The organism is Rhodobacter sp. 4.3.4 (assembly GCF_058724655.1).
This window is the reverse complement of record NZ_CM178967.1, coordinates 2,429,920-2,455,759: the sequence shown is the minus strand read 5'-3', so window position 1 is coordinate 2,455,759 and position 25,840 is coordinate 2,429,920. Positions and strand designations below refer to the sequence as shown.

At 65.3% G+C, this 25,840-nt stretch carries 34 protein-coding genes; 13 read left to right on the top strand and 21 right to left on the bottom strand.

Annotated features, from left to right (window positions below; genetic code table 11):
- Positions 1-406: 406 nt before the first annotated feature.
- A complete protein-coding gene (locus AC4PTB_RS11950) occupies positions 407-643 on the top strand; it encodes a hypothetical protein (RefSeq protein WP_492190165.1) in 237 nt (78 codons plus the stop codon).
- The gene (locus AC4PTB_RS11945; protein ID WP_492190164.1) at positions 612-1,199 is read left to right on the top strand and encodes a sigma-70 family RNA polymerase sigma factor; all 588 of its coding nucleotides are present in this window, start codon (positions 612-614) and stop codon (positions 1,197-1,199) included. Before AC4PTB_RS11950 ends, AC4PTB_RS11945 begins: the two co-directional genes overlap by 32 nt.
- A 41-nt stretch (positions 1,200-1,240) precedes the next feature.
- Here the strand turns inward: AC4PTB_RS11945 and AC4PTB_RS11940 are convergent, their stop codons facing one another.
- The 5 genes from AC4PTB_RS11940 to AC4PTB_RS11920 form a co-directional block, all read right to left on the bottom strand.
- Positions 1,241-1,447: a hypothetical protein gene (locus tag AC4PTB_RS11940; RefSeq protein ID WP_141516585.1), complete on the bottom strand. Its 207-nt coding sequence runs from the start codon at positions 1,445-1,447 to the stop codon at positions 1,241-1,243.
- A 29-nt stretch (positions 1,448-1,476) separates the two neighbouring features.
- Entirely contained in the window at positions 1,477-1,611 is a 135-nt protein-coding gene (locus tag AC4PTB_RS11935; protein WP_023917139.1) for a hypothetical protein, read from the bottom strand.
- A gap of 68 nt (positions 1,612-1,679) precedes the next feature.
- Positions 1,680-2,531 (bottom strand): transglutaminase-like domain-containing protein, encoded by an 852-nt coding sequence (locus tag AC4PTB_RS11930; protein ID WP_492190163.1) that lies wholly within the window; start codon positions 2,529-2,531, stop codon positions 1,680-1,682.
- On the bottom strand, positions 2,528-3,265 hold the full coding sequence (locus AC4PTB_RS11925) for a DUF1003 domain-containing protein (protein WP_492190162.1): 738 nt from the start codon (positions 3,263-3,265) through the stop codon (positions 2,528-2,530). The genes AC4PTB_RS11930 and AC4PTB_RS11925 overlap by 4 nt, the downstream gene beginning before the upstream one ends.
- Positions 3,258-3,785, bottom strand: a complete 528-nt coding sequence (locus AC4PTB_RS11920; RefSeq protein WP_492190161.1) for a DUF1269 domain-containing protein — start codon at positions 3,783-3,785, stop codon at positions 3,258-3,260. The genes AC4PTB_RS11925 and AC4PTB_RS11920 overlap by 8 nt, the downstream gene beginning before the upstream one ends.
- A 434-nt stretch (positions 3,786-4,219) precedes the next feature.
- Between AC4PTB_RS11920 and AC4PTB_RS11915 the strand changes: the two genes are divergently transcribed.
- Both AC4PTB_RS11915 and AC4PTB_RS11910 read left to right on the top strand, forming a co-directional pair.
- Positions 4,220-4,561 (top strand): hypothetical protein, encoded by a 342-nt coding sequence (locus AC4PTB_RS11915; protein WP_492190160.1) that lies wholly within the window; start codon positions 4,220-4,222, stop codon positions 4,559-4,561.
- The gene (locus tag AC4PTB_RS11910; protein WP_492190159.1) at positions 4,561-4,956 is read left to right on the top strand and encodes a hypothetical protein; all 396 of its coding nucleotides are present in this window, start codon (positions 4,561-4,563) and stop codon (positions 4,954-4,956) included. Before AC4PTB_RS11915 ends, AC4PTB_RS11910 begins: the two co-directional genes overlap by 1 nt.
- A 62-nt stretch (positions 4,957-5,018) precedes the next feature.
- Here AC4PTB_RS11910 and AC4PTB_RS11905 read toward each other — a convergent pair whose 3' ends face one another.
- The 4 genes from AC4PTB_RS11905 to AC4PTB_RS11890 form a co-directional block, all read right to left on the bottom strand.
- The gene (locus AC4PTB_RS11905; protein ID WP_492190158.1) at positions 5,019-5,576 is read right to left on the bottom strand and encodes a BON domain-containing protein; all 558 of its coding nucleotides are present in this window, start codon (positions 5,574-5,576) and stop codon (positions 5,019-5,021) included.
- Complete coding sequence (locus tag AC4PTB_RS11900) at positions 5,573-6,340, bottom strand: DUF6544 family protein (protein WP_492190157.1); 768 nt, start codon at positions 6,338-6,340, stop codon at positions 5,573-5,575. The genes AC4PTB_RS11905 and AC4PTB_RS11900 overlap by 4 nt, the downstream gene beginning before the upstream one ends.
- Positions 6,337-6,765: a cupin domain-containing protein gene (locus tag AC4PTB_RS11895; protein WP_492190156.1), complete on the bottom strand. Its 429-nt coding sequence runs from the start codon at positions 6,763-6,765 to the stop codon at positions 6,337-6,339. The genes AC4PTB_RS11900 and AC4PTB_RS11895 overlap by 4 nt, the downstream gene beginning before the upstream one ends.
- 392 nt (positions 6,766-7,157) lie before the next feature.
- Complete coding sequence (locus AC4PTB_RS11890) at positions 7,158-7,889, bottom strand: Crp/Fnr family transcriptional regulator (RefSeq protein WP_492190155.1); 732 nt, start codon at positions 7,887-7,889, stop codon at positions 7,158-7,160.
- A 170-nt stretch (positions 7,890-8,059) separates the two neighbouring features.
- Between AC4PTB_RS11890 and AC4PTB_RS11885 the strand changes: the two genes are divergently transcribed.
- A complete protein-coding gene (locus AC4PTB_RS11885; protein ID WP_492192637.1) occupies positions 8,060-8,293 on the top strand; it encodes a hypothetical protein in 234 nt (77 codons plus the stop codon).
- A gap of 244 nt (positions 8,294-8,537) precedes the next feature.
- On the opposite strand, the gene AC4PTB_RS11880 is transcribed toward AC4PTB_RS11885, so the two are convergent.
- The 4 genes from AC4PTB_RS11880 to AC4PTB_RS11865 all read right to left on the bottom strand — a co-directional run bounded on the left by AC4PTB_RS11880 (position 8,538) and on the right by AC4PTB_RS11865 (position 9,965).
- On the bottom strand, positions 8,538-9,002 hold the full coding sequence (locus tag AC4PTB_RS11880; RefSeq protein WP_492190154.1) for a DUF6481 family protein: 465 nt from the start codon (positions 9,000-9,002) through the stop codon (positions 8,538-8,540).
- A complete protein-coding gene (locus AC4PTB_RS11875) occupies positions 8,971-9,171 on the bottom strand; it encodes a hypothetical protein (protein WP_492190153.1) in 201 nt (66 codons plus the stop codon). The genes AC4PTB_RS11880 and AC4PTB_RS11875 overlap by 32 nt, the downstream gene beginning before the upstream one ends.
- A gap of 187 nt (positions 9,172-9,358) precedes the next feature.
- On the bottom strand, positions 9,359-9,592 hold the full coding sequence (locus AC4PTB_RS11870; protein WP_492190152.1) for a DUF982 domain-containing protein: 234 nt from the start codon (positions 9,590-9,592) through the stop codon (positions 9,359-9,361).
- Positions 9,593-9,758: 166 nt separating this feature from the next.
- A complete protein-coding gene (locus tag AC4PTB_RS11865) occupies positions 9,759-9,965 on the bottom strand; it encodes a cold-shock protein (protein WP_110807454.1) in 207 nt (68 codons plus the stop codon).
- Between the two features lie 714 nt (positions 9,966-10,679).
- Here AC4PTB_RS11865 and AC4PTB_RS11860 point away from each other — a divergent pair.
- The 3 genes from AC4PTB_RS11860 to chrA all read left to right on the top strand — a co-directional run bounded on the left by AC4PTB_RS11860 (position 10,680) and on the right by chrA (position 14,521).
- Positions 10,680-11,954 carry an endo-1,4-beta-xylanase gene (locus tag AC4PTB_RS11860; RefSeq protein ID WP_492190151.1) on the top strand — a complete coding sequence of 425 codons (1,275 nt, stop codon included), beginning with the start codon at positions 10,680-10,682 and terminating at the stop codon, positions 11,952-11,954.
- Between the two features lie 360 nt (positions 11,955-12,314).
- Positions 12,315-13,160: a chromate resistance protein ChrB domain-containing protein gene (locus tag AC4PTB_RS11855; protein WP_492190150.1), complete on the top strand. Its 846-nt coding sequence runs from the start codon at positions 12,315-12,317 to the stop codon at positions 13,158-13,160.
- A complete protein-coding gene (chrA, locus tag AC4PTB_RS11850) occupies positions 13,157-14,521 on the top strand; it encodes a chromate efflux transporter (protein ID WP_492190149.1) in 1,365 nt (454 codons plus the stop codon). The genes AC4PTB_RS11855 and chrA overlap by 4 nt, the downstream gene beginning before the upstream one ends.
- A gap of 26 nt (positions 14,522-14,547) precedes the next feature.
- Here chrA and AC4PTB_RS11845 read toward each other — a convergent pair whose 3' ends face one another.
- Positions 14,548-15,855 (bottom strand): MFS transporter, encoded by a 1,308-nt coding sequence (locus AC4PTB_RS11845; protein ID WP_492190148.1) that lies wholly within the window; start codon positions 15,853-15,855, stop codon positions 14,548-14,550.
- Positions 15,855-16,112 (bottom strand): metal-sensing transcriptional repressor, encoded by a 258-nt coding sequence (locus tag AC4PTB_RS11840; protein WP_492190147.1) that lies wholly within the window; start codon positions 16,110-16,112, stop codon positions 15,855-15,857. Before AC4PTB_RS11840 ends, AC4PTB_RS11845 begins: the two co-directional genes overlap by 1 nt.
- 163 nt (positions 16,113-16,275) lie before the next feature.
- On the opposite strand from AC4PTB_RS11840, the gene AC4PTB_RS11835 reads away from it, so the two are divergent.
- From AC4PTB_RS11835 to AC4PTB_RS11825, 3 genes are all read left to right on the top strand, one after another.
- Positions 16,276-16,593, top strand: a complete 318-nt coding sequence (locus AC4PTB_RS11835; RefSeq protein WP_492190146.1) for a hypothetical protein — start codon at positions 16,276-16,278, stop codon at positions 16,591-16,593.
- Between the two features lie 61 nt (positions 16,594-16,654).
- Positions 16,655-17,374 (top strand): HupE/UreJ family protein, encoded by a 720-nt coding sequence (locus AC4PTB_RS11830; RefSeq protein WP_492190145.1) that lies wholly within the window; start codon positions 16,655-16,657, stop codon positions 17,372-17,374.
- Positions 17,375-17,389: 15 nt separating this feature from the next.
- A complete protein-coding gene (locus AC4PTB_RS11825; RefSeq protein ID WP_492190144.1) occupies positions 17,390-18,169 on the top strand; it encodes a hypothetical protein in 780 nt (259 codons plus the stop codon).
- A 523-nt stretch (positions 18,170-18,692) separates the two neighbouring features.
- Here the strand turns inward: AC4PTB_RS11825 and AC4PTB_RS11820 are convergent.
- Genes AC4PTB_RS11820 through AC4PTB_RS11810 form a run of 3 tightly spaced genes read right to left on the bottom strand, consistent with a single transcriptional unit; the run spans position 18,693 to position 20,949 of the window.
- The gene (locus AC4PTB_RS11820) at positions 18,693-19,517 is read right to left on the bottom strand and encodes an SDR family oxidoreductase (RefSeq protein WP_492190143.1); all 825 of its coding nucleotides are present in this window, start codon (positions 19,515-19,517) and stop codon (positions 18,693-18,695) included.
- A gap of 1 nt (position 19,518) precedes the next feature.
- Positions 19,519-20,541, bottom strand: a complete 1,023-nt coding sequence (locus AC4PTB_RS11815) for a zinc-dependent alcohol dehydrogenase family protein (protein ID WP_492190142.1) — start codon at positions 20,539-20,541, stop codon at positions 19,519-19,521.
- Positions 20,542-20,553: 12 nt separating this feature from the next.
- On the bottom strand, positions 20,554-20,949 hold the full coding sequence (locus AC4PTB_RS11810; RefSeq protein ID WP_492190141.1) for a (R)-mandelonitrile lyase: 396 nt from the start codon (positions 20,947-20,949) through the stop codon (positions 20,554-20,556).
- 115 nt (positions 20,950-21,064) lie between these two features.
- Here AC4PTB_RS11810 and AC4PTB_RS11805 point away from each other — a divergent pair, with 115 nt between their 5' ends.
- Complete coding sequence (locus AC4PTB_RS11805) at positions 21,065-21,958, top strand: LysR family transcriptional regulator (RefSeq protein ID WP_492190140.1); 894 nt, start codon at positions 21,065-21,067, stop codon at positions 21,956-21,958.
- A 25-nt stretch (positions 21,959-21,983) separates the two neighbouring features.
- Here AC4PTB_RS11805 and AC4PTB_RS11800 read toward each other — a convergent pair whose 3' ends face one another.
- From AC4PTB_RS11800 to AC4PTB_RS11790, 3 genes are read right to left on the bottom strand one after another with little or no spacing between them, the layout of a single operon-like run.
- The gene (locus AC4PTB_RS11800; protein WP_492190139.1) at positions 21,984-22,973 is read right to left on the bottom strand and encodes an aldo/keto reductase; all 990 of its coding nucleotides are present in this window, start codon (positions 22,971-22,973) and stop codon (positions 21,984-21,986) included.
- A 24-nt stretch (positions 22,974-22,997) separates the two neighbouring features.
- A complete protein-coding gene (locus tag AC4PTB_RS11795) occupies positions 22,998-23,579 on the bottom strand; it encodes an NAD(P)H-binding protein (RefSeq protein WP_492190138.1) in 582 nt (193 codons plus the stop codon).
- Positions 23,580-23,624: 45 nt separating this feature from the next.
- Positions 23,625-24,089, bottom strand: coding sequence for a nuclear transport factor 2 family protein (locus AC4PTB_RS11790; RefSeq protein ID WP_492190137.1), 465 nt, complete (start codon positions 24,087-24,089; stop codon positions 23,625-23,627).
- Positions 24,090-24,369: 280 nt separating this feature from the next.
- Here AC4PTB_RS11790 and AC4PTB_RS11785 point away from each other — a divergent pair, with 280 nt between their 5' ends.
- Positions 24,370-25,815 (top strand): MFS transporter, encoded by a 1,446-nt coding sequence (locus tag AC4PTB_RS11785; RefSeq protein WP_492190136.1) that lies wholly within the window; start codon positions 24,370-24,372, stop codon positions 25,813-25,815.
- Positions 25,816-25,840: the final 25 nt, after the last annotated feature.

Sequence of the window (25,840 nt, the reverse complement as noted above, 5' to 3'; positions counted from 1 at the left end):
AGGCGATGGCAAGCGGCTATTCGATTGCCATGCAACACCCTGACCCATCCCCCCGAGTCGCATGCTGATGCAGGTTTGCCTCAAGGCGCGATGACAGCCTGACGCAGGGGAATGCACTCTCTGGCAGTGGGCGCTTCGGGCGACGCACCGTTTGATCCTGAAACTGATCTATGGCGCTAACATGGGTAATGGCCGTGGTTTGCGCAGTCGTTACGATTGTGCGTATCGCCCGTTCCTGCCCGTGATCGCAAGATTGCGGCCCCCTTGGCTCCGGGCGGTCGTGCGGCGACGGCCGGACCGAAACGCCCTTGTGGATCAGCGTCTCCCGTTGGTCCGCATGGCGCGCGTCGGGTCGGTCGTTGCCGCAGGCAGGCCGATGCACGTCCCAACCCGAAAGGCGACCCGGATGAGCGATCCCGCGACCAGACTGGACCAGATCCGCCCCGAGCGGCAAGGGCTTGCCCCCCGGACCGGCATCGGCATCGACCGGAGCCGGGCTGCGATCGCGGCGGCGCGCCGTCTCGAGAAGGCCGAGACCGAGGCATTCATCCAGCGCATGCGGGCGATCGTGGAGAGCCGGATCGAGAGCCCCGCGCAGGATCGGACGGAGCATGGCCCGCCGAACGGATTTCGCGGTGAATGATCAAAGTCCCCCGGTGCCTTCAGCCCGGATCGGCGAGCACATGGCCGCGTTGCGTCGCTTCGCACTGTCCTTGACCCGCGATCCCGACAGGGCCGACGATCTCGTGCAAGATACGATGTTGCGCGCTGTTCTTCATTTCGACCGCTTCCAGCCCGGGACCAACCTGCGCGCCTGGCTTTTCACGATCGAGCGCAACATCCATTATTCCAATCGGCACAGGGCTTTGCGCGAGACGGTCGTGATGCGACAACTGGGGTGGACAACCGCGGTGGCGCTGCCCGCGCATGACGGGGTGCTGGCGCTGGAAGAATTTCTGGACGCCTTTCGGCAGCTTTCAGCGCCGCACCGGCGCGTGCTCGTGCTGGTTGGCGCCTTGGGGTTCACGCATCGCGAAACCGCCGAAACCATCCGCCTGTCGCCCGAGGCGGTGCGCGCCCGCGTCTCTCGTGCGAGGGCGCTGCTCTTGGACCGGTTGGGGCTTGTCAAGGGTGAGACCCCGATGCCGCGTCCAGAATTCCATGATCTTCGGGAGCCTTGCGTGCGGCCGCGCTGCTGAAACAACCGCCAGCCGCGAACGCATCCGTAAACGCGGTGCGCTCAAGGGGGATTTCGCGGCAGTTTTGCCGGTTTTGCTGCCGCGTCCCGGGCCAGCCGGGCAAGGCGCAGCCGAAGCGTCAGATCGGCACGCTTGCGGTTTTGCTCGGCGATGATTTCGCGCGCTGCCGCATCGATGCGCTCAAAGGTCGTCATCGCCGCGGGCTTCACCTTGTGAAACCGCGCGGCGTGGTCATCTGGGCCGGGCATTCTGTGTCCTTTCGGCCGGGATCGGGGGCTCAGGGCTTCTTCTTCTCGCCCATGCCGGGCTGCACCCCCTTGGTGAACAGATCGGCCTGTTTCGCCGCCGCCGGTTTCTTCGGTTGCTTCGGCTTCTTCGCTTCGCGGTTCGAATGGCTCTTGCCCTTGGGCATTGAATCTCTCCCTCTTTGGCCCACGGGGCCGGTTGGGCCGGAGCGGATGCCCGGCCAGTCTTTGCAGTTCATGCCAACGGTTCGGCGCGGACGCGAAAGTTGGTCAGCCTGTGCAGGCCGAAGCTGTGGATCATCGCCACATCGGCCGCGTCTCGCCCGCGCGCCACCAGCACCCGGCCGATCCGCGGGACATTGTTGCGCGGGTCGAAGAGCCGCCAGCCGCCCTCGAGCCAGACCTCGATCCAGGCGGCGAAATCGCCCGGCGCTTCGGGGGTGGGACTGCCGATTTCAGTCAGATAGCCGGTACAGTAGCGCGCCGGGATGTTCATGCAGCGGCACAGCGTGATCGCCAGATGTGCATAGTCGCGGCATACCCCCACGCCTTCGGCATGGGCCTGTGAGGCTGTACGGGTGGCGCGCGCCTGCACGTAATCGAAGCGGATCTGCGCCTGCACGTAGTCGCAAATCTCCTGTACCAGCGCCTGTCCGCTGCGACGGGTGCCGAAACGCGCCCAGGCGATTGGCACCATCAGATCAGTGTCGCAATAGCGCGAGCCTAAAAGATAGCCCAGAACCGTCTCGGGCAGGTCCTCGACCGGGGTGCCCGCGTAATCCGGGTGTGGCGGATCAGGCCGGCCGGAGTCGCGCAACACCGCGGCGATCTCGATCCCGAAGCATCCGGCCGGGGCGACGAGGCGGCTGCAGAAGTTGCCGAATTCGTCGTGAAACGCCTGCAGCGGCACCGGCGGATCAGTGCGCAACTGGTCCGGGGTTTCCAGATCGGCAAGTCTGCTCTGGTGCGTCCAGAGCCGCGCGATCATTGGCGTGGGGCGGGGCAACTCGAACTGAAAATGGCACTCCAGTGCAAGGCGCAGCGCGGGGATGACATCCGGTCGTTCATGGAGGGCAAGCTGGTTCATCTGCGACGCTCCTCGAGCAATTCGATCTGGATCTGCTGCATCTCGACCAGCCGCTGCCATTGATGCGCCAACTGATGGTCGATCTTTTCGTGCAATTGCCGGATTTCGAGTTCGGCCTTCAGGTTCACCCGGTAATCGTTCTCGCCGCGCAGCCGGTCCTTGGTTTCCTGCCGCCGCTGGCTCATCATGATGATCGGTGCCTGCAGGGCCGCGATGCAGGACAAGAGCAGATTGAGCAGGATGAACGGATAGGGGTCGAAGGGCGGCCGCTGCAGCAGCGCGCTGACGTTGAGCCCTATCCAGAGCACGAGCAGCCCCAGAAAGATAGAGATGAATGGCCAACTGCCGCCGAAACGGGCCACAGCATCGGCCATGCGCTCGCCGAAGGTCAACCCTTCGGCCATGTCGGCGTCGAGATGGCGGCTCAGCGTGCGGCCGGTTTCCAGGCTGTCGAGGACCGCCCGGTCGAGTTCGCCCAGCTCACCACGCTCGTCTTCAAGCATCCGCTCGACATAGAGACGGCGAAACCGGGCGATGTCGGGGCGGCAGATCCGGCCGCCCTCGGCCCAGCCGGGTGCCTCGGCCTCGATCAGCGCAGAAAGCCCCGGGCGGACCGAGAGGAAGGGTTGCAGCTCGGTTGAGGGCAGCGCGTGTCCGCAGACGTGGCAGTGCCCGGCGCAATGTCCGGCGCCTGTCGCCGGATCGGGACGCGGCGGGCGCGTTTCATCACGCATAATCGACCCTGCGCAGGGACTTGCCCAGCCCGTCGCGCGCCGTCGCAAAAGCCTCGCGCAGGGCGGATTCCGCGGCAGGCTCCAGATTCGTGCGCAGGATGTCGCCCCCCTTCGCGCCGAGCCGGTTCACCATCCGCTCCGAAGCGGGGCTTTTCAGCAGCAAGAACAGCGCCGCATGTCCCGGCTTCAACAGCGTCGATACCTTGCGCATGAAAGCATCGTCGATCCCGTAGTCGGTCAGCGCCCCCGAGACCGCCCCGGCCGCGGCGCCGATGAAGAGGCCCAAAAGTGGGTTGAAGAACAGGATGCCCGTCAGCAGCCCCCAGAACGCGCCGCCGGTCGCCCCCACCGCCCAGAGATCGACCATCTGGGCAAGCCGGATGCCGCCGTCGTCATCCACGGCGGCGACGACAGCATCACCGACTTCGACCAGATATTCCTTGGCCATGCCAAGGACTTCGGTGCGGGCGGCCTCGGCAGCTGCGGCGGTTTCATAGCCGATGACGATGAGTTCGGGCATGACAAAATCCTTTGGTGACCGGGCCGTTAGGCACCGCGACGGGCAGCGTTGGGGCAATCGGAAGAGATGTGGGCACAGAACCAAGCCCCGGCTGCAGCCCCGATCAAGGGCGAATGGACATCGCCCTCTCCCGCTCCCGCTCCGGCGCCCTCCCCGGACGGCGCCCGGTTCTGGCTAAGAGACTTTGTCACGGCCTGGGGTCAGGGATACTGATCCATGTTGGTCCGGCAGGCACAATCTCAAGCTGATCGGGATACCGGAAAGTGGGCATGCTAACCCGGATCAGCATCATCTGCGCTGGGTTGAGCTATCTTGCTGAGGTGCATGTGATCGCAGGGGATCTGACCGTCGTGTGCCCGAAGGGCGTGGGCCGTCCGGTTCCCGCTTCTGCGCCCGCGTCGATCCCGGAATTCCCTTTCGTGAAAGGAAACATCATGCTGAAACCGGACTGGATCATGCCCGGTGCCGTTGGTGCCTTTGCCGGAGTCTTTCTGACGACGGTGACGGGGTTCGTCTGGGCGGAGTGGGAAATACGCTCCGGCGTGCAGCATGCGGCCGAGGCGGAGGTGGTGCGGGCCTTGGTTCCGCTATGTGTCGATCGGGCGAGGACCGACCCGGAGCGGGAAGCCAAGCTGGTCGCATTGCGTCAGGACGCGCCCCTTGCACAGCTCGAAATCATGTTCGAGACCGGCTGGTTGCCGGACGCGCTGGCGGAAGGCTTCGAACGCGCCGTTGCGAAAGGCTGCATCGCGGCTCTGCGGAACCGGGGGGCGTGATGACAGGCGAGTTCCCCCCTGACACCCTCGATCGTCCCGCAACCGCAGCGCTGCTTCAGCCTTGCGCACCGGATCCGCTGCCTTGCACGGCCCCGCTCAAGGTGGTCACGCTCGATGATCGGCGCGCGCCGGAGGACCGTTTTGCGGTCCTCGTGCGGCGGGCGATCTGTGGCAGATCGGACGCCGAGAGAGGCGCCGCCCGGCCGCGCGATGGCGTCGATGCCCTGCTTCTTTTGGGACCGGCGAAGACCTGGCCCGAGGCGGCCGAGCGGTTGCGCTATCTGGTCGAGCAATTCGCCCTGACCTTTCCGGGTCAGCAGGCACGTCAGCAAAAGCTGATCCGCCGCGCCTTGCGCGATATATCCTTCCTGCTTGCCAAGCCGCACGACACCTGAACATGGAGAAGCGGACCCCCAGCCCTGGGGTTCCGCTCCACCTGCCATACTGCGCAGCGCCCTCAATCGATGCGGATCTTGTCCTCGACCATCGTGGTGCCATGCGCCGCCCAGGCAGCAGCCACGGCAATGTCGTGTTCGTGCAGCGACCTTGTCGTGCCCGAGAGGGTCACGGTTCCGTCCTGCTCCTCGACGGCCACGGACTCCGCGGGCACACCCTTGCGTTCGAGCGCACGACGGATGTCTTCGCGCACGCGGTCGGTCCTGCCGATCTCGCGTTGGGCGCCCCGGATCGTGATTTGATTGGCGACCCCGCGCACGCCCCAAAGCGGATCGACCGCGCGAAAGGCCGCCTCGCGCTGATACTGATGCGTGACCATGCCAGTGAGCGTGACGAAACCATCTTCGACCAGCACCTCGACGCAATCGGCAATCGCGCGGACCCCGCGCAGCCCCGCAACGGCGGTTTCCGCCGCCCGTTTTTGCCAATAGCTCTCAAGATGACCGGAGAGCGTCACCACCCCATTGTGAACGGTAACGCCGATGCTGTCGGCGTTCACCATTGGCTCCCAGGCCAGTTCGTCAAGGACCTGCAGTCTCAGAGCGTGATCGGAAATCATGGGGTTGCTCCTTGCAAAGGGTGGGGTGCCGCGTCGGCTGGCGGCCCCATTCGGGGAACCGAATGGCGCGGCGGCATGACACCGTCGCCCGCCATCTGCCAGTCGACGAGGGTCGCGACCCAAAGGCCGATGTTGCGATCGGCGAGCCTGCGACGGACATCGGTGTGAAACGGGATCCAGCGGCCGCGGATGAGGTCGTAATCCGCATAGCTGCCGAACCAGCCCGCTGCAGCGTCCCGGCGCCGCGGAAAATTCCAGGGATCGGGCAGAAAGACGCTCGCGACGCGGCCATCCGCACCAAGCGTGAAAGTCGCCTCGATCGTCTCGACGCCAAGACCCGTGGCGACGCGCAGATGGCTCTCATCGATCTCGTCCCAGCGCAGGGTGCGATTGTGCAGCATCGCGTCGGGGGCGAGCGGCAATTCGGTCAGATAGCGCAGCCTTTGGCTGCGTGGCAGCGCCTGCGGACGGGGGGCGAAGGGAATGGGCAGGCGACCGAAGGCGCGGACGCCGAATTGACCCGGTTTGCCAGCATCAAGACTGTCGTGCATCACGACGGCATGGGCCGGGCCAAGCCGCGCCCGCCAGGAAAAGGCGCAGGCCGTGACGGACAGGATTTCCTCGGCGGTGAAGGAAAGCCAGGCATCGTTCGGCAGTCCCAGATTGATGCGCCCGTATTGGCGCAAATGTACCGGCCCCCCAATCCGGTCCGGGTCTGCCCCAAGGCGGAGCGCAAGGGCGGTGACGGCGGCAAGACGGGTCATGGCGTGGAGAGATCCGCGGGCGCCCCTTCCGAAACCATGTCCTGACGTGCGCGGTCGGAGCTGGCGCGCGCCGCGGCGGCGCGGCCGCCGTCGGGTGCCGCATGGGCTGCGCCGCCATGTGCCTGCAAGGCATGGAAACGCAATCGCTTGCGACCGATGTTGTGCAGTGTGAAGCCCATGCCTGCCGGGATCAGGATTGCATCCTTCGCCCTCACCCGAAAGCTGGTCGCGCCGATCGTCATCCGCCCCTTGCCGGTGACGATGCGCAGGAACTGATCGCGCGCAGAGCCGTCTCCGGCGCCAAGGCTGTCCTTGCGGCGCAGCGCAAACAGCATCAGATCCATCTGCGCCGATCCGAACAGGACGCGGCGGAAGGCGTCGTTGTCTTTTGTGAGGCGGTCAATCTGTCCGACAAATCCGTGCATGGCCCTTCTCCTTGTGGTCCTGTCCAGACTACCAGCTCGCCCCCCATGCCAGGCTGATCGAAATCAGCGCCTGAAAGCGACGGTGTAGTGGCAATGACCCGCCAGGCCGATCTCGATCAGTTTGACTGTCGGCCCGAAAGGCTAGGCTGTCTTGAACCGTCAGGCTCCGGCCCGTCCGCGAAAGGACATCCCATGGCGCGCAGACCGCGTTTTTCCAGCACCGACGACAAGATGCGCGCCATCCGCGCGCGCTGCGCGGCCGCCCCGGCGGGCAGCGCGAGGGAAACCGCCGAAGGGCACATTCAGGCCGCCGAAGAAGCGCAGCGCAGGGGGTGGGAGGGCGAGTGCAATCGGCGGCTCGATTCCGCCGCCCATGTGCTTGCACGGGCGGCTCAGTGCAGCAGCGGCCCCTCATGGTCGAGATAGCCGGTGTCGAAACGCGCCAGCGCCCGTAGCCGGTCGAAATCGTCGAACAGCACGCGTCCTTTCTGAAAGGTGATCAGCCCCTGTTCGCGCAGGTGCCGCAGCACGCGGTTGACATGAACCGCGCTCAGCCCGAGCGCATCGGCCAGATGATATTGCGTCAGCGGGCAGTCGAAGCCGGAGCGGTCGCCAACCCCCACCAGCATCAGCCGCGCCCCGAGTTCGAGCAGTAAATGTGCTGTGCGCTCCTCGGCGCTGCGCCGCCCCAGATCGACCAGATGCTCGACCACCATCGCCTCGTCGCGCGAGGCCGCCCAAAGCACCGCGGCCGCAAGCCGCGGCGCATCGGCAAAGGCATCGAGAATGTCGGAGGCGATCACCTCGGAGGCCTCGATCTGCGTCACCGCCTCGATCGAATGGTCGGAGGTGCGGAACAGGATGCTGCGCAGGCCCAGAAAATCGCCCGGCACCTGAAAATCGACGATCTGCCGGTCGCCGTCGGGCAGCATCTTGAACGAACAGGCCCAGCCCCGGGCAAGAATGAAGGCGGAGGCGTTCATCTGCCCTTCGTGGATCATTTCATGTCCGCATTGAAAAATCCGTCGCCGTCGATGGAATCGTTCGAGCGTTGCAAGATCGCGATCGGAAAGCGCGACGAAGACCGAAAGCTTGCGGGTGAGCGGGCTTTGAAGGATCGACATCTCGGTGTCCTTCCTGACGGATCGGCAGCGGTACATTCTGCATGATCATAGCAGCAATAGACCTCTGCTGCGCTGCTTTGAATCAGTCTTGGGGGGCAAAATGAGCCTAGAGTCTGTCCGTGCCGACCAGGTTCTGGCCGTGTGCCTCCCCAGTGAAAGTGAAGCCCGCCATGTCAGACCAGAATGAAATTGCCGGAACAGCCGCGCTGACGATCTGCGAATCCCTGCTTTTGGCCCTCAACGATCACAAGATCCTGCCGGAAGCAGAGATCGTCGGGATCTTGCGGGATGCCGCTGCAACGCATGAAACGCCCCCCGACGATGGCAAGGCAGAGATGCACGCTGCCGTGGCGAAGCTTATCAACAGCATCCTTGCAGGCGGGAATTCGGTGCGCCGACGCTGACCCGGGAATGGCGTCAGCGTCACAGTCACGACCCTGAGCGGGATTGGTGCGATGATGAACGACCGTCATTTCCAGTTTCTGCAGCGGTAATGCCGCAAACTCGACTGCCGATCTCCGCCCTTGGCAGGCGGTCAAACCGTCGGCTGGCCGCAGTATCGTCCAGCCGATACTTGCCGCGCGATCCCTGCTGACGCGTGCTGCGCAATTGCGACGAGATCTGATTGCGCCGCGCCCGTGGTCGGGATCAGGCGACCCGTTGCGCCGCCTTGCGCTTTGCATAACGCAGGTCCCGGGCGGTCTTGCGAGCAGCGTCATCGGAAAGCACCAGCGCAATGCGCCGAGCTTGAGCCAACTTTCCCGCCTCGAGAGTTGCCGCTTCGGCGGCTTTTCGCTGCGCCTCTGCCTCGGCAACGGCGGCAGCTTCGGCGGCGGCACTCTCTTGCGCTTTCAGCTTCTCCGCTTCGCGCGCGGCGTGCCGTGCGTCGCGCAGCCGTGCCACCTCGGCACGTGCCGCCAGCTTTTCGGCCAGATCAGGCGCGGTCGTCGCGCATTTGAATTTCTCCAGCAGCGCCGCTTTGGCAGTGATCGCATCGCTTCTGCGATCCGCGTAGTCTTTGGGTCTCAACATTCGATGTCCTTTGGCGGGGATGACGCCGATCCGGATCAGCCGGTCGGGGTCATGCGGTGTTTTTGGTGCGCAGAAGGGCAATGGCCTTTCCGGCCTGTTCTCTTTCGAGACGTTCCGTTCTCAGCCGCAGGGTTTTGGCGGCACGTTCGGATATCTCCGAATCCTGTTCCTGAACCGCGCGCGTGCGCTCCAGAAATTGCGATTGCGTCTTGCTGAAGGCGATTTCCGCAAGCTGCCGCGCCTTGCTCATTTGACCAGACATGAGGAACTCCATTTCGAGAACGGTTCAGCTCGGCCCGGAAGGACTATTTCTCCCACCGGCACCACATTATTCGGGCGCTGAAAAACGAAACTGTGCCGCGCTGGCCTGTGGCGCAGGTGATCGGGGCCAGTTCGTGAGCGGCCCCGTCATCCCCCGCTCGGCGCGAAGTTTACGCTCACCCGACGTGTTGTTCGATCGCGCGCCGGGCCGTGTACCCGACAAGGTCTTCCGGCACGAAACCGGCCGATCGCGCCGCAGCGGTAAAGGCACGCCGCGCCACACCCACAGGAACGATACAGTCCATGGCGGCTTCGACCTGCTTCAGCGCCGTCAAACGCGCCTCATCGGCAATCGGCCATCTTTTCAGCAACCAGTATTTGACCTGTTCGATCGTGCTGAATTTCTGCACGTCCCCATCCGGAGACATGACAAAGGAAAGGGGTCTCCCCCAAGTAATTTCTATCAACCGTAGTTCTTTCTTGAACGGCAAACGGGAGATGCGGATCGCATCTCCAACGTTGCCAGGAAAGCGGGTCCAGCGTCTGGCCGATCCCGCTTTCTATTTTGCCTTAACTTCAGGCGAGGACGAGATTCGTGGCCGACTCGCGGCCATTACGGTCACGCTCGAGATCAAACGAGACAGCTTGGCCATCATTGAGGCCGCGGATGCCCGCACGTTCCAGCGCGGTCACATGAACGAAAACGTCCTTCGTGCCGCTCGCCGGGGCGATGAAGCCGAAACCTTTGGTTGCGTTGAACCATTTCACGGTGCCATTGGCCATCGTGTTACCTCCTTCAGGGGAATGCTGCCCGCAGAATGCGACAGTTCGGCTTGGTCAGACGAGAGAGCAGACTGAAGCCTATGAAGGAGACAGGGTGCGGTCGGGAAAAACTTCGCTGTAATCCAAATAGCGAGTTTTGCAGATTTTGCAATGAGTCTATTCGGGTTTTCAAAACAATCCTTTTGCGAAGGGGTCGGTCAGGATGCAGCCGGAAGCTGCATCCTGATGGAGAGCATATGGCCTTGGCGCGGCAACGCTGTCTTCAGCACAGCCCGACCAGCGCGCGGAGCAGACCAAGTCCCGCCGGAATAAGGCCTAGAGCGTCGGCACGGCAAGCTAACGGCGGCGATCGCCGATGTCTGAAGAGTCAACGCCGTTCTTACGCTGTGATCCGCTTGGATGTCCGTTCAGGGCTGTTCGGCTGCATCGCTGCGCCGTGCATGAAAGGCCGCTTCGGCGGCACGCGCCGGGAGGGCCGAGAGGCCGGAATGGGCCGGGCATGTCTACAAGGCCAAGACCAACGCAAGGGGCGGGTTGCCGCCGGTGAGATTGCAACATTGCACCTGTAGAAACCGGCGATAGCCGCCGTTCGCCGGCCCCATGTTGGACTACGCAGATTGCGGCAGCTGCTCTTGGTTCACACACTCCGCCCCACCAGCCGATGGCGGTCCTTGATCGCCGGTCGTCGTTGCTTCTCGCCATCCGATGGGACCGATGCCCGAGGAGTTCTTTTCTCGCTTCGATTGCCCGATCCGTCGCGCGGGTCTAGTCTGGGCCTCGAGCCGAAAGTGGAACGGTGATCAGATGGAACGACGAAGCCTTCTTGCCTCTGCGGCTGGCGCCTTTTGTCTTGCGGTCCTGCCATCCCGCCTCGGCACCGAGCGCTCGCTGCGCGAAATCGCCAAACCCAAAGGCATCGAGATCGGATCCATCTTCAGCCATGCCGCGTCGTACGACGAGAGACGGTTGATCCGGCAGCATTGCGACGTCGTGGTGACGGAGAACGCGCTCAAGCCGAACTGGCTCTACAGGTCATTGATCGAAAAGGAGGAAGAGGGCGCAAAGAACGAAGAGGACAAATGGAAGAGTAACCTGGTTTGCGGGAGGGGGCCGTCCGCGCAAGACAAGGGCGACACCTGCCTGAACCTCATCAAGACGACCGTCAACTTTGCGAAGGAGTCGACGCTCAAGATTCACGGGCACCCGGTCTATTGGGCCAAACACCATCTTCCTGACATCGAAAACCTCGACGCAGACAGCTACAAGGCGGCCTGGAAAGCGCATGTCGAGCGTCTGGTCGCCCAGGTGCCAGAGGCCACGTCGTGGGACGTGATCAATGAACCTTTCAGCAAGGATCTGGACAAGCTGCGAGCGGGAACGTCAACGGCGCTCGAAGCGGACAGGGTCCTTGGTGCCGATTGGGAGCGCCTGCTCGAGCACTATGCCTTCGTCATCCAGACGCTGCGATGCGCCCTTAAGCGGCAGCAGAAAACCGCGCGGTTGCTGCTGAACGAAGCGGAACTCGATGGTACAGGCGAAGCCCATTGCCAGAAACGCGAGCTTCTGCCTGATCTCCTGGCGGGGCTGGAGAGTCGCGGCGCCAAGCTTGATGGTGTTGGTCTGCAATGTCACCTGTCGATGCAATCCCGCCCCGGCGCGACTGCCACTGTGCAATTCATCCGGAATCTGGCGGCGAACGGCTATGTGGCCCATATCTCCGAACTGGATTTCCGGGCGGATAGCGGGGACAAGGAGAATGCAGAGGCGGTTCAGGCATCCTTCGTCGGGGATTTCCTCGATCAAGTCCTGGCCGAGCCCTCGGTCAAACGGCTCAGCTTCTGGGGGTTGAGCGACGAAAACCACGTTTTCACCCGGGACGGGCGCAATGCCTGCGCGAAGCTGAGCCCGACACTGTTCGGCGCAAACGGGCGTCCGAAAGCGGTGTTTGACCGGATCGTGCAGGCGATCGAGAAAGCGCCGGCGAGATAAGCTGTTCCCCGCCGTCGTCAGACTGCGCGCATGGACCGTCTGAAAGCCGCACGCACCGCGCCTGTTGCCCGATAACATCGACCTGCGGGGCCTGATCAACCTTTCCCCCGTCGGTGCGCGGACCTTGGCGTTGACGGCGGCGGGCCATGTCGCGGTGGCCCAAGACGCTCCGCCTTGAAAACAGGACGGCGCGGCGCTTGCGATCAGAAGGATCGCCAGAGCCGCGCGCTCGCCATGCCGCACGCTTGACAGGCAGGTGCGGTGATGGGACGTTGCGCCCATGGGGCGGCGACACCCCACGAGGCGTCAGCCGAAGATCGCGTTTCACCACCCGGAACCATGCCCCCTGGAGGATCGCGGATGACTGCGCCCGATGCCATGAGCTGTGACAAGCTTGCCAAATTGATCGCAACGCCAAAGGCGCCGGTCGTTCTCGATGTCCGCCGCGCCGCGCTGCGCGATCAGGATCCGCGCCGACTTGCGACCGCCTCCTGTCTTGCCGAGGAGGCGATGACACCAGCGGGCCTGTCGGCGCTTGTTCCCGCGCTCTTGCCGCAGCTTTCCGGCCGGACCGTGGTCGTCGTCTGCGCCGAGGGTCACGGCCGCAGTCAGGGCGTTGCAGCCTGGCTGCGGGCTATGGGCATCGCGGCGGAGTATCTCGAGGGGGGACATGCGGCCTGGGTGGCGGCGGGTCTGCCGACCTTTGATCCGCGCAAGATCGTGGCGCAGGATGGCGAGGGGCGCAGTCTCTGGGTCACGCGGGCAAGGCCCAAGATCGACCGCATCGCCTGCCCCTGGCTGATCCGCCGCTTCATCGACCCGCGGGCGGTTTTTCTGTTCGTCGCGCCCGCCGAAGTCGGCGCCGTCGCCGCGCAGATGGGGGCGATGCCCTTCGACATCGAGGAGGTGTTCTGGAGCCACCGGGGCGACGGCTGCACCTTCGACACGATGATCGCCGAATTCGGCCTCTCCACGCGCGCCCTCGATCGCGTGGCGCGCATCGTGCGCGGGGCCGACACGGCGCAGCTTGACCTTGCGCCGGAATGCGCGGGGCTGCTGGCGGCCTCGCTTGGCCTGTCGCGGATGCATGCCGACGATCACGCGCAGCTCGAGGCGGGGATGACGCTGTACGACGCCTTCTATCGCTGGGCGCGGGACGCGACCGAGGAAACCCACAGCTGGCCGAACAGCGGGAAATCGAAATGACGCCGCGCCCCGCTCCGCCCTCGTGGGCCGAGACCACCCGTGTCTGGGCGCGGATCGCGGCGCTCTCCTTTGGCGGGCCAGCCGGACAGATCGCGGTGATGCACCGCATCCTCGTCGAGGAAAAACGCTGGATCGGCGACGGGCGGTTCCTGCATGCGCTGAACTTCTGCATGGTGCTGCCCGGCCCCGAGGCGATGCAGCTGGCCACCTATGTCGGTTGGCTGTTGCAGGGCGTGCGCGGGGCGCTTCTGGCCGGGGGGTTGTTCCTCCTGCCCGGCGTGGCGGCGATCATGGGACTGTCCTGGATCTATGCGATCTGGGGCGAGGTGACCTTCGTCTCGGCGCTGTTCTTCGGGTTGAAGGCGGCGGTGCTGGCGATCGTGTTGCAAGCGGTGGTGCGGTTGGGCAAAAGGGCGCTGCGCAACCGGGCGATGGTGGCGATTGCAGTCCTGTCCTTCGCCGCGATCTTCGGTTTTGGCGCGCCCTTTCCGCTGATCGTGGCGGCGGCGGGGCTGATCGGCTTTGCCGGGGGGCGCGCAGGCCTTGCCGCCTTTCAGGGCGGCGGCGGCCATGGCACCACAGGGCAAAGTCCTGTTGCCGATGCGGCCACGCTTCTGGGCGAGGATCACGCGATGACCCCGGCCGACCGGGCGGGTGCCTTGCGGGCCGGGGCGGTGGCGCTGATCCTCTGGCTTGTGCCCGTGGCCGGTCTGGCATGGCTTGCGCCGGGCAGCGTCTTTGCCGACATCGCCGTCTATTTCTCGAAACTGGCGGTGCTGACCTTCGGGGGCGCCTATGCGGTGCTGGGCTGGGTCGCGCAGGAGGCGGTGGGCCGTTATGGCTGGCTTGCCCCGGGCGAGATGCTCGACGGGCTGGGCATGGCCGAGACGACGCCGGGGCCGCTGATCATGGTGCTGCAATTCGTCGGCTTCATGGCGGGGCTGCGCGGAGCAGGCTGGCCGATGCCGCTTCTTGCGGGCACGGCGGGCGGCCTTCTGGCCAGCTGGGTCACCTTTGCGCCCTGTTTTGCGTGGATCTTTCTGGGCGCGCCCTTCATGGAGGGGCTGCGGGCCAACCGGGCGCTTTCAGCCGCGCTTTCGGCGGTGACGGCGGCGGTGGTGGGCGTGATCTTGAACCTTGCGGTCTGGTTCGCGCTGCATGTGATCTGGCGCGAGGTCGTGCCGGTCGCGCTTGGCCCGTTCCGGCTTGATCTGCCGGTTCCAGCCTCGATCGATGGCTGGGCGGCAGGTCTTGCCACGCTGGCACTGATCGCGGTGTTTCGCCTGAAACTGGGGATGGCACCCGTTCTGGCCGGGGCGGCAGGGCTTGGGCTGTGCCTGCATCTGGCCGGGCTGCACTGATCAACCCGAGACGAGCGCCGCAAGCATCACGTAATGCGGGGCCAGTGGCGGTGGAGATCGTCGATCACCAGCGGGTGTTCATGCGGGCCGCCATGGGCTTGCAGATGCGGATGGTCGGCGGGCAGGTCGGGGTGCTCATGCGCGAGGCACTCGGGGTCTTGCGCGGGCCAGAGCCGCAGCACCGCGCCAAGCCCCGCCGCCCCGAGGCAGGCCAGCCCTAGCGCCGCCACCGACAGCCCCGCCGCCGCGCCGATCCAGCCCGCCAGAGGATAGGTCACCAGCCAGCAGGCGTGCGAGAGCGCGAATTGCGCCGCAAAGACCGCGCCCCGATCCGCCTCGCGCGCCGAGCGTGCAATGATCCGCCCGATCGGCGTCTGGGTGAAGGAAAAGCCGAATCCGATCGCCGCCCAAAGCGCGAGCAGCCCGGGCAGGCCCGTCACCAGGGGCACCGCAGCGACGCCCGCCACCATCAGCGCCGCGCCACCGATCATCACCGGGCGGTCGGCCAGGCGCGAAAGCAGCCGCGGCAGCAGCACCGCCGCCAGCATCGAGCCCGCGCCGAAACCCGCAAAGGCCAGCGCCACCGCCTGTTCGCCAAGCGCCAGCCGATCCTGCACCAGCACCACGGTGTTGACGAAGACCATGGCTCCGGCAGCGGCCACGGCGGCCTCCATCACCATCAGCCCCCGCAGCCGCGGCGTGCGCAGATAGATCCGCAGCCCCTTCGTCACATCGGCCAGAAAATGCCCCTCGGGGCCGCGCGCGCGCCGGGGCAGTTGCGCCGTCAGCACCAGCCCGGCCGAGCCAAGGAACCCGGCCACCGTTCCCGCAAAGAGCATCGGAAAGGGCACCAGCGTCAGCAGCCCGGCCGCCAGAATGGGCGAGGCGACCTGTTCCAGATCCTCGGCCAGACGCAAAAGCGACAGCGCGTTCGTGTAATCCTCCTCGCGCTTGAGCACATCGGGGATCACCGCCTGAAACGCGGGCGTGAACCCGGCGGCGGCGGCCTGCAGCAAAAAGATCAGCCCGTAAACCTGCCAGACCTCGGTCACGAAGGGCATGAAGCCGATGACCGCGGCCCGGATCAGGTCAAGCCCGACCAGAAACGCCCGTCGCGGCAGCCGCTCGGCCAGTGCGGCGGCGATCGGCGCCAGCGCGACATAGGCCACCATCTTGATCGCCAGCGCCGTGCCAAGCACCGCCCCCGCCGCGTCGCCCGCCAGCCGCCAGGCCAGAAGCCCCAGCGCCACGGTGGCAAGGCCGGTGCCCAGCAGCGCCACGATCTGCGCGGCGAAAAGGTGGCGGAAGGTCGGGTTTTTCAGAACGAACAGCATCAGAGCAACTTCGTGAGGGCCTTGAGTTCGGCCATGTCATGGGCCTGCCCGTCCGACAGGCAGTGGTCGATATGATCGTGGATCAGCGCCCGCTTGGCCTCGGCCACGGCGCGTTCCACCGCGTGCAGCTGCGTCGCCAGATCAAGGCAGGGCTTGCCCTCCTCGATCATCGTCAGAACCCGCCGAAGATGCCCCTCGGCCCGTTTCAGGCGCGGGGTGATGGCGGAATGGCTTGCATGGATATGGCGATCTGTCATAGGAGAGCCATAACCCCCCGGGGGGGATGTGGCAAGCCTGGGCAGGATCGCCCGTGACGCAGGCAAGGACAAGGGACGGATGGGGACAGGGCCAGGACGCAGCGCCAAAGTGCGGGGCCAAAGACGCGCGGCACAGACGATCGTCGCAGCGGCGGCGGCCCTGATGCTGTCGCTTGTGCTGATGGTTGCGCCCGTCCTCGTCGCCCTGAGCCATGGCCCCGGGCCGGGCGTCACGGCGGCAGATCCCGTGGCCCTGCACGCCGAAACGGACAGGACGCAATTATTTGCCGATTCCCCGCAGGCTCAGCCCGCCGATCACGGTTCCCCCCACAGTGCCGATCACGACCATCTGACCAGTGCCCTTCTGCCCGAAACGGCCACCGCGTCCTGCCCGCTGCAGGCGCAGGATGCGACCAATGTCCGGCTCGTGCGGCTGTCTCATATCCCGCAAGGTCCAAGACGCCCTCCGCGTCACGTCTGAGCCCGACACCCGGCGCCCCCCGAACCCCGGCGCCGTTCCCGCTTGGACAAAGGACCAGATCATGAGACCCTATTCCCGCTCCGGCCCCGGCCGGATCTCCACCCTTGGCCTGGCACTGGCAGCGCTTGCCCTGCTGATGCTTGCCCCCACCGCCGCGCTGGCCCATGCCGTCACGGCGGGCGACAAGGGCTATATCCAGGACATCTCGGGGGTGAACATCGTCCCCTTCCTCTATCTCGGCGCCAAGCACATGGTGACCGGCTACGACCACATCCTGTTCCTGTTCGGGGTGATCTTCTTTCTCTATGGCATGAAGGAGATCGGCCTTTACGTCACGCTTTTCGCGCTTGGCCATTCGACGACGATGCTGGCGGGCGTCTGGTTCCAGTTCGGCATCAACAGCTATGTCATCGACGCGATCATCGGCTTTTCCGTGGTTTACAAGGCGCTCGACAATCTGGGGGCGTTCCGGGCGTGGTTCGGGGTGCAGCCCGACACCCGCGCCGCCACGCTGATCTTCGGCCTGCTGCACGGCTTTGGCCTGTCGTCGAAGATCCTCGATTACGAGATCTCGCCCGAGGGGCTCTTGCCCAATCTGCTCGCCTTCAATCTGGGCGTCGAGATCGGTCAGATGATCGCGCTGGCGATGATCCTGGTAGCGATGACGCGCTGGCGCGCCACCCCCTCCTTCGCGCGGCAGGCCGTTGCCGCAAATGTCCTGATGATGAGTGCCGGTTTCGCCCTGATGGGTTTTCAGATCACCGGCCTGATCACCGCCTGAGATCCGGAGCCAGACATGCAAAACCGTTTCGACATCGCTTCCGCCCCTGTCCCGCCGCTGCGCGCCGAGCCCCGGCCCGGCCTCTCCCCCCGGCCTGGCCCCGACGTTGACCGCGAGGGCCATATTCGCGGCGTCGCCACATCCTCAGCCGGGCTGATCCGCGCCACGCTGGGCGCGGCGGCAGGGGCGGCGGCGATCCTCGTGCTGTTCTGGCTGCCCGCCGAATACGGCATCGACCCGACCGGGTTCGGCCGCCTGACCGGCCTGAGCGAGATGGGCGAGATCAAGCAGCAGCTTGCCGCCGAAGCCGCCGCCGATGTGGCCAAACCGGCCGCGCCCGCCCTTGCCCCCGCCGACACGTCGGCCATAGTGGCGCGACTGGCCGCCATCGAAACCCAGCTTGCCGCGCTGACGCGCGCCATGAGTGCGGGGAAAACCGTCGCGGCCGCAGCGCCTGCCGCCCCCCTGAAATCCACCGCCCCCGCCTGGCGCGACAGCTGGAGCTACACGCTGCCGCCCGGCGAAGGGATCGAGGCGAAGCTGAGGATGACCGCAGGCGCAAAGGCGAAGTTCGAGTGGACCGCGACGGGGGGTGTCCTGAACCATGACATGCATGGCGATGGCGGGGGGCAGGAAATCAGCTACGAAAAGGGCCGCGGCGTTCCGGGCCAGTCCGGCGTGCTGACGGCCGCTTTCAGCGGAAACCACGGCTGGTTCTGGCGCAACCGCTCCGACGCCCCGGTGACCGTCACGTTGAACGTGCGCGGCGACTACGAGCGCCTGATGACCCCCTGACCGGCACCAGATCCCTGCCGCTCCGGATCTGACCAACCGGGGCGGCAGGTCTGGACGCCTGCTCAGGGCTGTCCACGCCTCTTGCTGCGCAGGGCCTGAACGGCCGCTTCGGTGGTCTGCGCCGGTAAGGCCGACCGGCGGCTGAGGGCCGACCATGTCTAAGAGGCCACGACCAACGTGGGGGCGGGGAGCGGCCTGTGAGTTTGCGGCATCGCACCCGCGGCAATCTGTGATAGCCGCCGTTCGCCGAGAACTTCGGGAACATTGCATGCGACGCGCAGGTTGTTCACGTGGCACGCAATCAGCCGCCAATTGGGCGACCGCTTCATCTCGCTCATCAGCGGACAGTCGTTCAGGCTTTATGGGGGCAACAGAAGCCGTAACTCATGTCAGTTGAACGCGACGAGGTGACGGGCTGCAGCGATGGGTTGCCCAGAATAAATTCCGCGAAGCGCTGCCGGAGTTTCTGGCTTGTCTCTCCGCTGCCAACCGTTCTTGCGGGACCCTCTGCGCTGCTGACCTCTCACGCAAGTTTCGCTGTCTGCGGCCCATGGAAGAAGTTCGCGGTCGCCCCTCCGTCGATCAGGAAGTCACTGCCGGTGATGAAGCCCCCCTCCGGCCCCATGATATGCGCGGCAAGGGATGCCACCTCATCGGGGGTGCCGGCGCGACCGGCGGGCATTTTTTGCAGCATCGCCTGATAAAACTCGGCGCGCTCGCCGTGCAACTCATCCTGCGCAAGCGGAGTGACGATGATGCCGGGGCTGATCGCGTTGATCCGTGCGTTGCGCTTCGCCCAGTTGACCGCCTCGCCGCGCACCCTGAGCGAATTGCACCGCTTCGACATCTGATAGGCGTGCAGCGTGTCCGTCACGCCCTTCACGAAGTCCAGCGTCAGCAGGTCATCGGCCGGGGCCGTAGCCAAAAGCGCGTCCTGCTCTGCCGACAGGGCGGGCATGCGATACCCGGACTGCGATGAGATCACCACGCCCGAGCCACCCGGGGCGATCACGCGGCCGAACTCTTCAAGCACGACGGCTGTGCCGTAAAGATCAACCTTCAGGATCGCCGCGATGGGCGCCTGCGACGGGGAAACTCCCGCCGCCTGGACCACGGCCTTGATCATCCCGAGCGTCCCGGCCCGAGCGGCAACAGTCTGAACAGCCGCGCGGTCAGAGATATCGGCCTGCATGGCCGTCACCTCGAACCCGGCGCTTGCGAGCCCCTCGGCCGCCGCATCGGCCGAGGCCTGGGTACGATTGGCCACCACGATATGGCGGCCACTGCTGATCCGACGGGCGATGGCCTGGCCAATCCCCCCGGCGCCGAAGACGACGGTTACCTCCATGTCAATCCTCCACCTGCAGCATGGTCTTGATGGCGCGGCGTTCGTCCATGGCCTTGTAGCCCTCGGCCACCTGCGCAATCGGCAGCACCAGATCGAAGACCTTTCCGGGCTGGATCCTGCCTTGCAGGACGCGCTCCATCAGATCGGGCAGGAAGCGGCGGACGGGCGCGGGACCACCCAGCATCCGCTGCTGCTTGAAGAACATCTGTTGCCCGTCGAAACTGACCCCATGCGGCACGCCGACATAGCCGATCGACCCGCCGGGGCGGCACACGCCCGTGGCCTGCGCCATCGAGCCGACGGTGCCCACCGCCTCGATCACCGAGGCGGCGCCGATGCCCCGGGTCAGTTCCAACACCCGGGCAATGCCGTCCGCGCCGCGTTCGGACACGATGTCGGTGGCGCCAAATTCCCGCGCCAGCGCCGAGCGGCTTTCATGCCCGCTCATCGCAATGATGCGTTCGGCCCCCATCTGTTGCGCCGCCATCACCCCCATCAGCCCAACCGCACCATCGCCCACCACGACCACCGTGCCGCCCTCGCGCACATCGGCCGCCACGGCGCCATACCAGCCGGTTCCCAGCACATCCGACACAGCCAGCATATGCGGGATCATCGCAGCATCGGGCATTTCCCTGGTGGCGACCAGCGTGCCATCTGCCAAGGGCACCCGCGCATAAGGGGCCTGCGCCCCTGACATGAATTCGCGTTGCTCGCACGACGATTGAAAGCCGAACTGGCAATGCGGGCAGGTGTTGTCCGACAGGCAAAAGCTGCCCACGACGAACTGGCCGGGTTTGACCGTGCGGACCTCCGAGCCCACCTCGACGACGGTGCCACAATATTCGTGGCCCATGTGCATCGGCGCGGTGATCGGGTTTGCGCCGCGATAGGGCCACAGGTCCGAGCCGCAGATGCAGGTGGCCGACAGCTTGATGATCGCATCGGTGGGGTTGAGGATTTTCGGGTCCTCGACACGTTCATAGCGAACGTCGCCGGGGCCATGCAGAACGGTTGCATACATGATCGTGCCTCCTTACGCGCCGTATTCGGCGTCGGTAACGTGATCCATCCAGGTGACGACTTGGCCGTCTTTCACCTCCTGAATGGCGATATGGCTCATCGCGGTGTCGGGGGCGGCGCCGTGCCAGTGCCGTTCCTCGGGGGCGAAGCAGACGACATCGCCGGAGTGAATCTCCTCGATTGGCCCGCCCTCGCGCTGCACCCGGCCGCGCCCGAAGGTGACGATCAGCGTTTGCCCCAACGGGTGGGTATGCCACGCCGTGCGCGCGCCCGGTTCGAAGGTGACATGGGCGCCCTGAACGCGCTCCGGCGCGGCGGGGTTGAAGAGCGTATCGACCCGGACGGTTCCGGTGAACCACGCCGAGGGGCCGATCATCGAGGCTCGCGAACCCGCGCGATGAATTTCCATGAGATGTCCTTTCGGGCCGCGCCGTCCTTGGCCGCGGCATCGCCGCAAGCTAGGGGTTTCCCGCCCCGGCGATAATGCGCTAGACCGGTATTGGGTCTATCTTCTGGGGATATGAATGCGGCGCGATGAAATGGGCGATCTGATCGCCTTTCTGGCGGTGGCGGAGGAGCGCAGCTTTACCCGGGCGGCGGCGCGGCTCGGCACCTCGCAAAGCGCGGTCAGCGCGGTGGTGCGGCGGCTGGAGGAGCGGCTTGATGTGCGGCTTTTGACCCGCACGACGCGGTCGGTTTCGGTGACCGAGGCGGGGCAGCGGCTGGTGGATGCGCTGCGCCCGGCCTTTGACGGGATCGAGGCGGAACTGGCGGCGCTTGATGGTATCCGCGCCCGGCCGCAAGGCACGATCCGGCTGACCGCCTCGCGCCATGCGGCCGAGCGGATCGTGATGCCGGTGGCCAACCGGCTGATGGCGGATTACCCCGAAGTGCGGGTGGAAATCATTCTCGATCAACGCTTTGTCGATATCGCTAAAGAGGGGTTCGATGCCGGCATCCGGCTGGGCGAAAGCGTCGATCGGGACATGATCGGGGTGCGTATCTCGGGGGATCTGCAAATGGTCGTGGCCGGTTCGCCCGCCTATTTCGCCCGCCATGCGGCGCCTGAGGTGCCGCAGGATCTGACGGCACACAACTGCATCAACCTGCGCCTGCCGACGCTCGGCGGGCTTTACGCTTGGGAATTCGAAAAGGACGGCCGCCCGCTGACGGTCCGGGTTGAGGGGCAATTCACGACGAACGACCCCGAGCTTGCGCTGCATGCGGCTCTCGATGGCCGGGGGCTGGTTTGCCTGATGACCGATTACCTTGCCCCGCATCTCGCCTCCGGGCGACTGGTGCGGGTGTTGGCCGACTGGTGCCCGTCCTTTGCCGGGTATCACCTCTATTACCCCAGCCGGAGGCAGATCACCCCGGCGTTTCGGCTTTTGATCGACGCGCTGCGCTGGCGGGGGTAGGCCCCCCGCAAGGGGGGCCGGGCGTTCAGCGGTAGGAAAGCGCGAGGATCGCCTCGGGCAGCCTTGCGCCCTGCACAGCGATCTTCGCTGCCTCGGCTTCGATCTCGGCCAGATCGGCGGGGGTCAGGGTTACGTTGGCCGCCCCCAAATTCTCGGCCACGCGGTCCAGCCGCCGCGTGCCCGGGATCGGCACGATGAAGGGGCGCTGCGCCAGGAGCCAAGCCAAAGCGATCTGCGCGGGCGTGGCCCCCTTGGCGGTGGCGATGCGCGCCAGAAGATCGACCAGAGCCATGTTCGCCGCCCGCGCCTCGGGGGTGAAGCGAGGCGAATGGGCGCGGAAATCATCGCTGCCGATCTGGGTCGTGGCGTCGATCTTGCCGGTCAGGAAACCCGCGCCCAAGGGGCTCCACGGCACGAAGCCGATGCCAAGTTCCTCACACAAAGGCAGGATTTCCGGCTCTGGCTCGCGGGTCCAAAGCGAATATTCGCTTTGAATGGCCGCCACGGGCTGCACCGCATGGGCGCGGCGGATGCTTTCGGCCGAGGCTTCCGAGAGGCCAAAGGCCCGTACTTTCCCCTCGGCGATCAGATCGCGCACCGCGCCCGCGACATCCTCCATCGGCACATCGGGATCGACCCGGTGCTGGTAGAACAAGTCGATCACCTCGACGCCCAACCGCTTCAGACTGGCCTCGGCCACCTGACGAATGCGTTCGGGGCGACTGTTCAGCCCCCAGTCGCGCTGGCCGGTGACCTGATCGATGTTCCAGCCGAATTTCGTTGCAATCGTCACCTTGTCGCGGATCGGTGCCAGGGCCTTGCCCAGCAATACCTCGTTCGTCCAGGGCCCATAGATCTCGGCGGTGTCGAAATGCGTCACCCCCAGATCGTAAGCGCCGCGGATGACCGAAATCGCCTCGGCCTCCGCGGGCGCCGCGCCATAAGTGGCGGCAAAACTCATCGTGCCAAAGCCGATTTCCGAAACCTCAAGCGGGCCAAGTCTGCGGGTTTTCATGGTTTTATCCTTTCAGATGAGGGTTCAGGCCTTGTGAACGCCAAGGCTGACATTCCCGAGGGCGGGTTGACCTGCGAGGGTCACGATCAGATCGGCGACGCTCTTGCGCGAGACAGTGGCACCGGAATTGCGGAAAGTCTCGCCCTTGAGCGTGGTGCCATAGGCGATCTCGTCGTGATCGTTCAGCCAGGCGGGGCGAATGACGGCATAGTCAAGACCCGAGGTTTCGATGACGCGCGCCGAGGCACGATAGGGATCGAGGATCGCGCCGGGGCGCTCTCCGGGCACCTCGTCGTAGATCCCCATCGAGGAGATGAAGATGACGCGGCCGACACCCGCCGCCTGCATCGCCGCGACGATGGCTTTGGCCTGCGCCTCCATGGTGCCCGATAGGTTGGCATAGACGAGATCCTGACCTGTCATCGCGCTGGCCAGCGTCGCCGTGTCCAGAACGTCGCCCTCGATGATGCGGGTGCGATCGGACAGGGCCGCGATCCGCCGGGCATTGCGCGCGTAAAGGGTAAGTTTCGCATCGGTTCGGGCGAGCAGTTCCCGCGTCGCCACGCGCGCGATCTGACCCGCTGCACCAAGTATGAGAATGTTCATTCGTTCGTTCCGTTCCAGAGGGTTACCCCGGTGTGACACCCGTCGTCAGGCCGCGATGAAAGGATGGACGTCGCGCCAGGTGAAACGCGCGACGCGTTTGGCAATCAGCCATTCCCCGTTCACCCGCAGATAACTGTCACTGTAGATGACGCCGTTCGAGTTTCGGGTCTTGGCGCCCTCGGGCCCGCCGATCAGCTCGACGGTGCAGTAATGCGTGGCGGTTGCAGTATCGCCGTCGATCTCGGCGGTGAACTGGCCGTTCACATGATAGACGGTGTCGAAGGTCGCGAGGAACGGCGTCCAGCTGTCCTCGATCGCCTTGCGGCCGCGCAGACGGGGCAGCGCCGTCTCGCCAAACCAGGTTTCGACGACCCCGTCTTCGGTGAAGAGGAAGGTTTGTTCATGCACCCGTCTGTCGTCAGCGAGGTTTGAGAAAGTGTCCACAATCCGCTTCAACGCGGCGTGGTCTTCGAGCAGTTGAATGCGCTCTTCAAGGGTCTGGTTTGCCATATTGGCCTCCGTTGTCTGCATGACTTTCGATTTCCGGCACCGTAGCCGTCGACCACCGAGGCGATAATCGTCTGAAAAGAGAATGCTCTCATATCCCTGAAATATGAATTCGGAGCCCGCGTGGCCCGCCGGAATTGATCTTATGAAACGATCAGCATTAGCCAAATTCAGGCCATAATCCAATTTGTGAACTTCTCTAGAGTGAAGGGGGCAACGGCACCCGGTGCCGCGCTTTCCTGCCGGCCGGCGTCAAGCCCCCGGCCGACCGAGGGTTCCAACCGTGACAGATATTACCGTGAACACGCCGCAACTCATCCCCGACACTCGCAGTCCTGCGCAGGAGCGTGCGCATCAACAGCGCGCGGTTCTCATCGTCGTGCTGGCCACTTACATGATGATCATTCTGGACACCTCCATCGTGATCACCGGCCTTCCCGATATCCGGGATGGCCTTGGCTTTTCGCCCACCGGGCTCAGCTGGGTGCAAAACGCTTATACGCTCAGCTTCGGCGGCTTCATGCTGCTGGGCGCGCGGGCGGGCGATATTCTGGGGCGCCGCCGGGTCTATCTGGCGGGGTTGGCGCTGTTCATGCTTGCCTCTCTGGTGATCGGGCTGGCGCCGAACCCGGCGACGCTCCTGATCGCGCGGGCCGTGCAGGGGGCGGGGGCTGCGGTGCTGGCGCCGACAACGCTTTCGCTCCTGACGATCCATTTCGCGGAAGGCGACGAGCGCAACCGCGCCTTCGCGCAATACGCCGCTGCAGCGGGCATCGGGTCGAGCCTCGGACTGGTGCTGGGCGGGATCTTCGCCGGATGGATCTCCTGGCGCGTCGGCTTCCTGGTCAATGTGCCCGTGGGCCTTGCCTTGTTCATGGCCGCCTCGCGGCTTCTGGCCCGAGAGCCCGGCAGTGGCGGGCGTCTGGACATCGGCAGTGCCGTCATCTCGACACTGGGCATGGCGGGGCTGGTTTACGGCATCGTCCGCTCGGCAACCGAGGGTTGGGGCGATCCCGTCACGCTGGGCGCACTCATGGCGGGCGTCGTGCTGATCACCGTTTTCCTGATCTCGCAATCGCGCCGGACAAGCCCGCTTCTGCCGCTGCGCCTGTTTTGCGACCGCGAGCGGGTCGGGGCCTATCTCGCCCGGATGATGTTTCTGGGCGCGATGGTCAGCTTCTTTTTCTTCAGCACGCAACTGATGCAGGGTGAACTGCGGATGACCCCCGTGCAGGCTGGTTTCGGTTTCCTGCCGATGACGGTCCTGACCTTCGTCGCCTCTCTGGCGCTGCCGCGTCTGGTGCGGGCGTTCGGCAATGGCGCGGTGTTGGTCGCAGCCTTCCTCGTCATGGCAATCGGCCTTGTCTGGCTGGCCCGGGCGGGTCTGGGTGGCGACTACCTGCGCGGCGTTGCTGCACCGATGCTGTTGATCGGCATCGGCAATGGGCTTGGTCTTGGTCCGCTGACAGGCGCGGCCATGCGCGGTGTGACGCAAGAGGACTCCGGTGCCGCATCCGGCCTCGTGAACGTGGCGCATCAACTGGGCGGCACACTCGGCCTTGCTGCGCTGATCACCGTCTTCGCCGCCGCGACGAAAGGCATTTCACTGCCCGACGCGGCCTTGGCCCGGGGCATCGTCGCAGGGCTGCACGGATCTGCCGTTCTGGCCGGGCTCGGCCTGCTGCTCAGTCTGACGCTCATCTTGCCATCCGAACGGCGTCGGAACTGACATCCAAAAACCTGCAAGGAGAGAC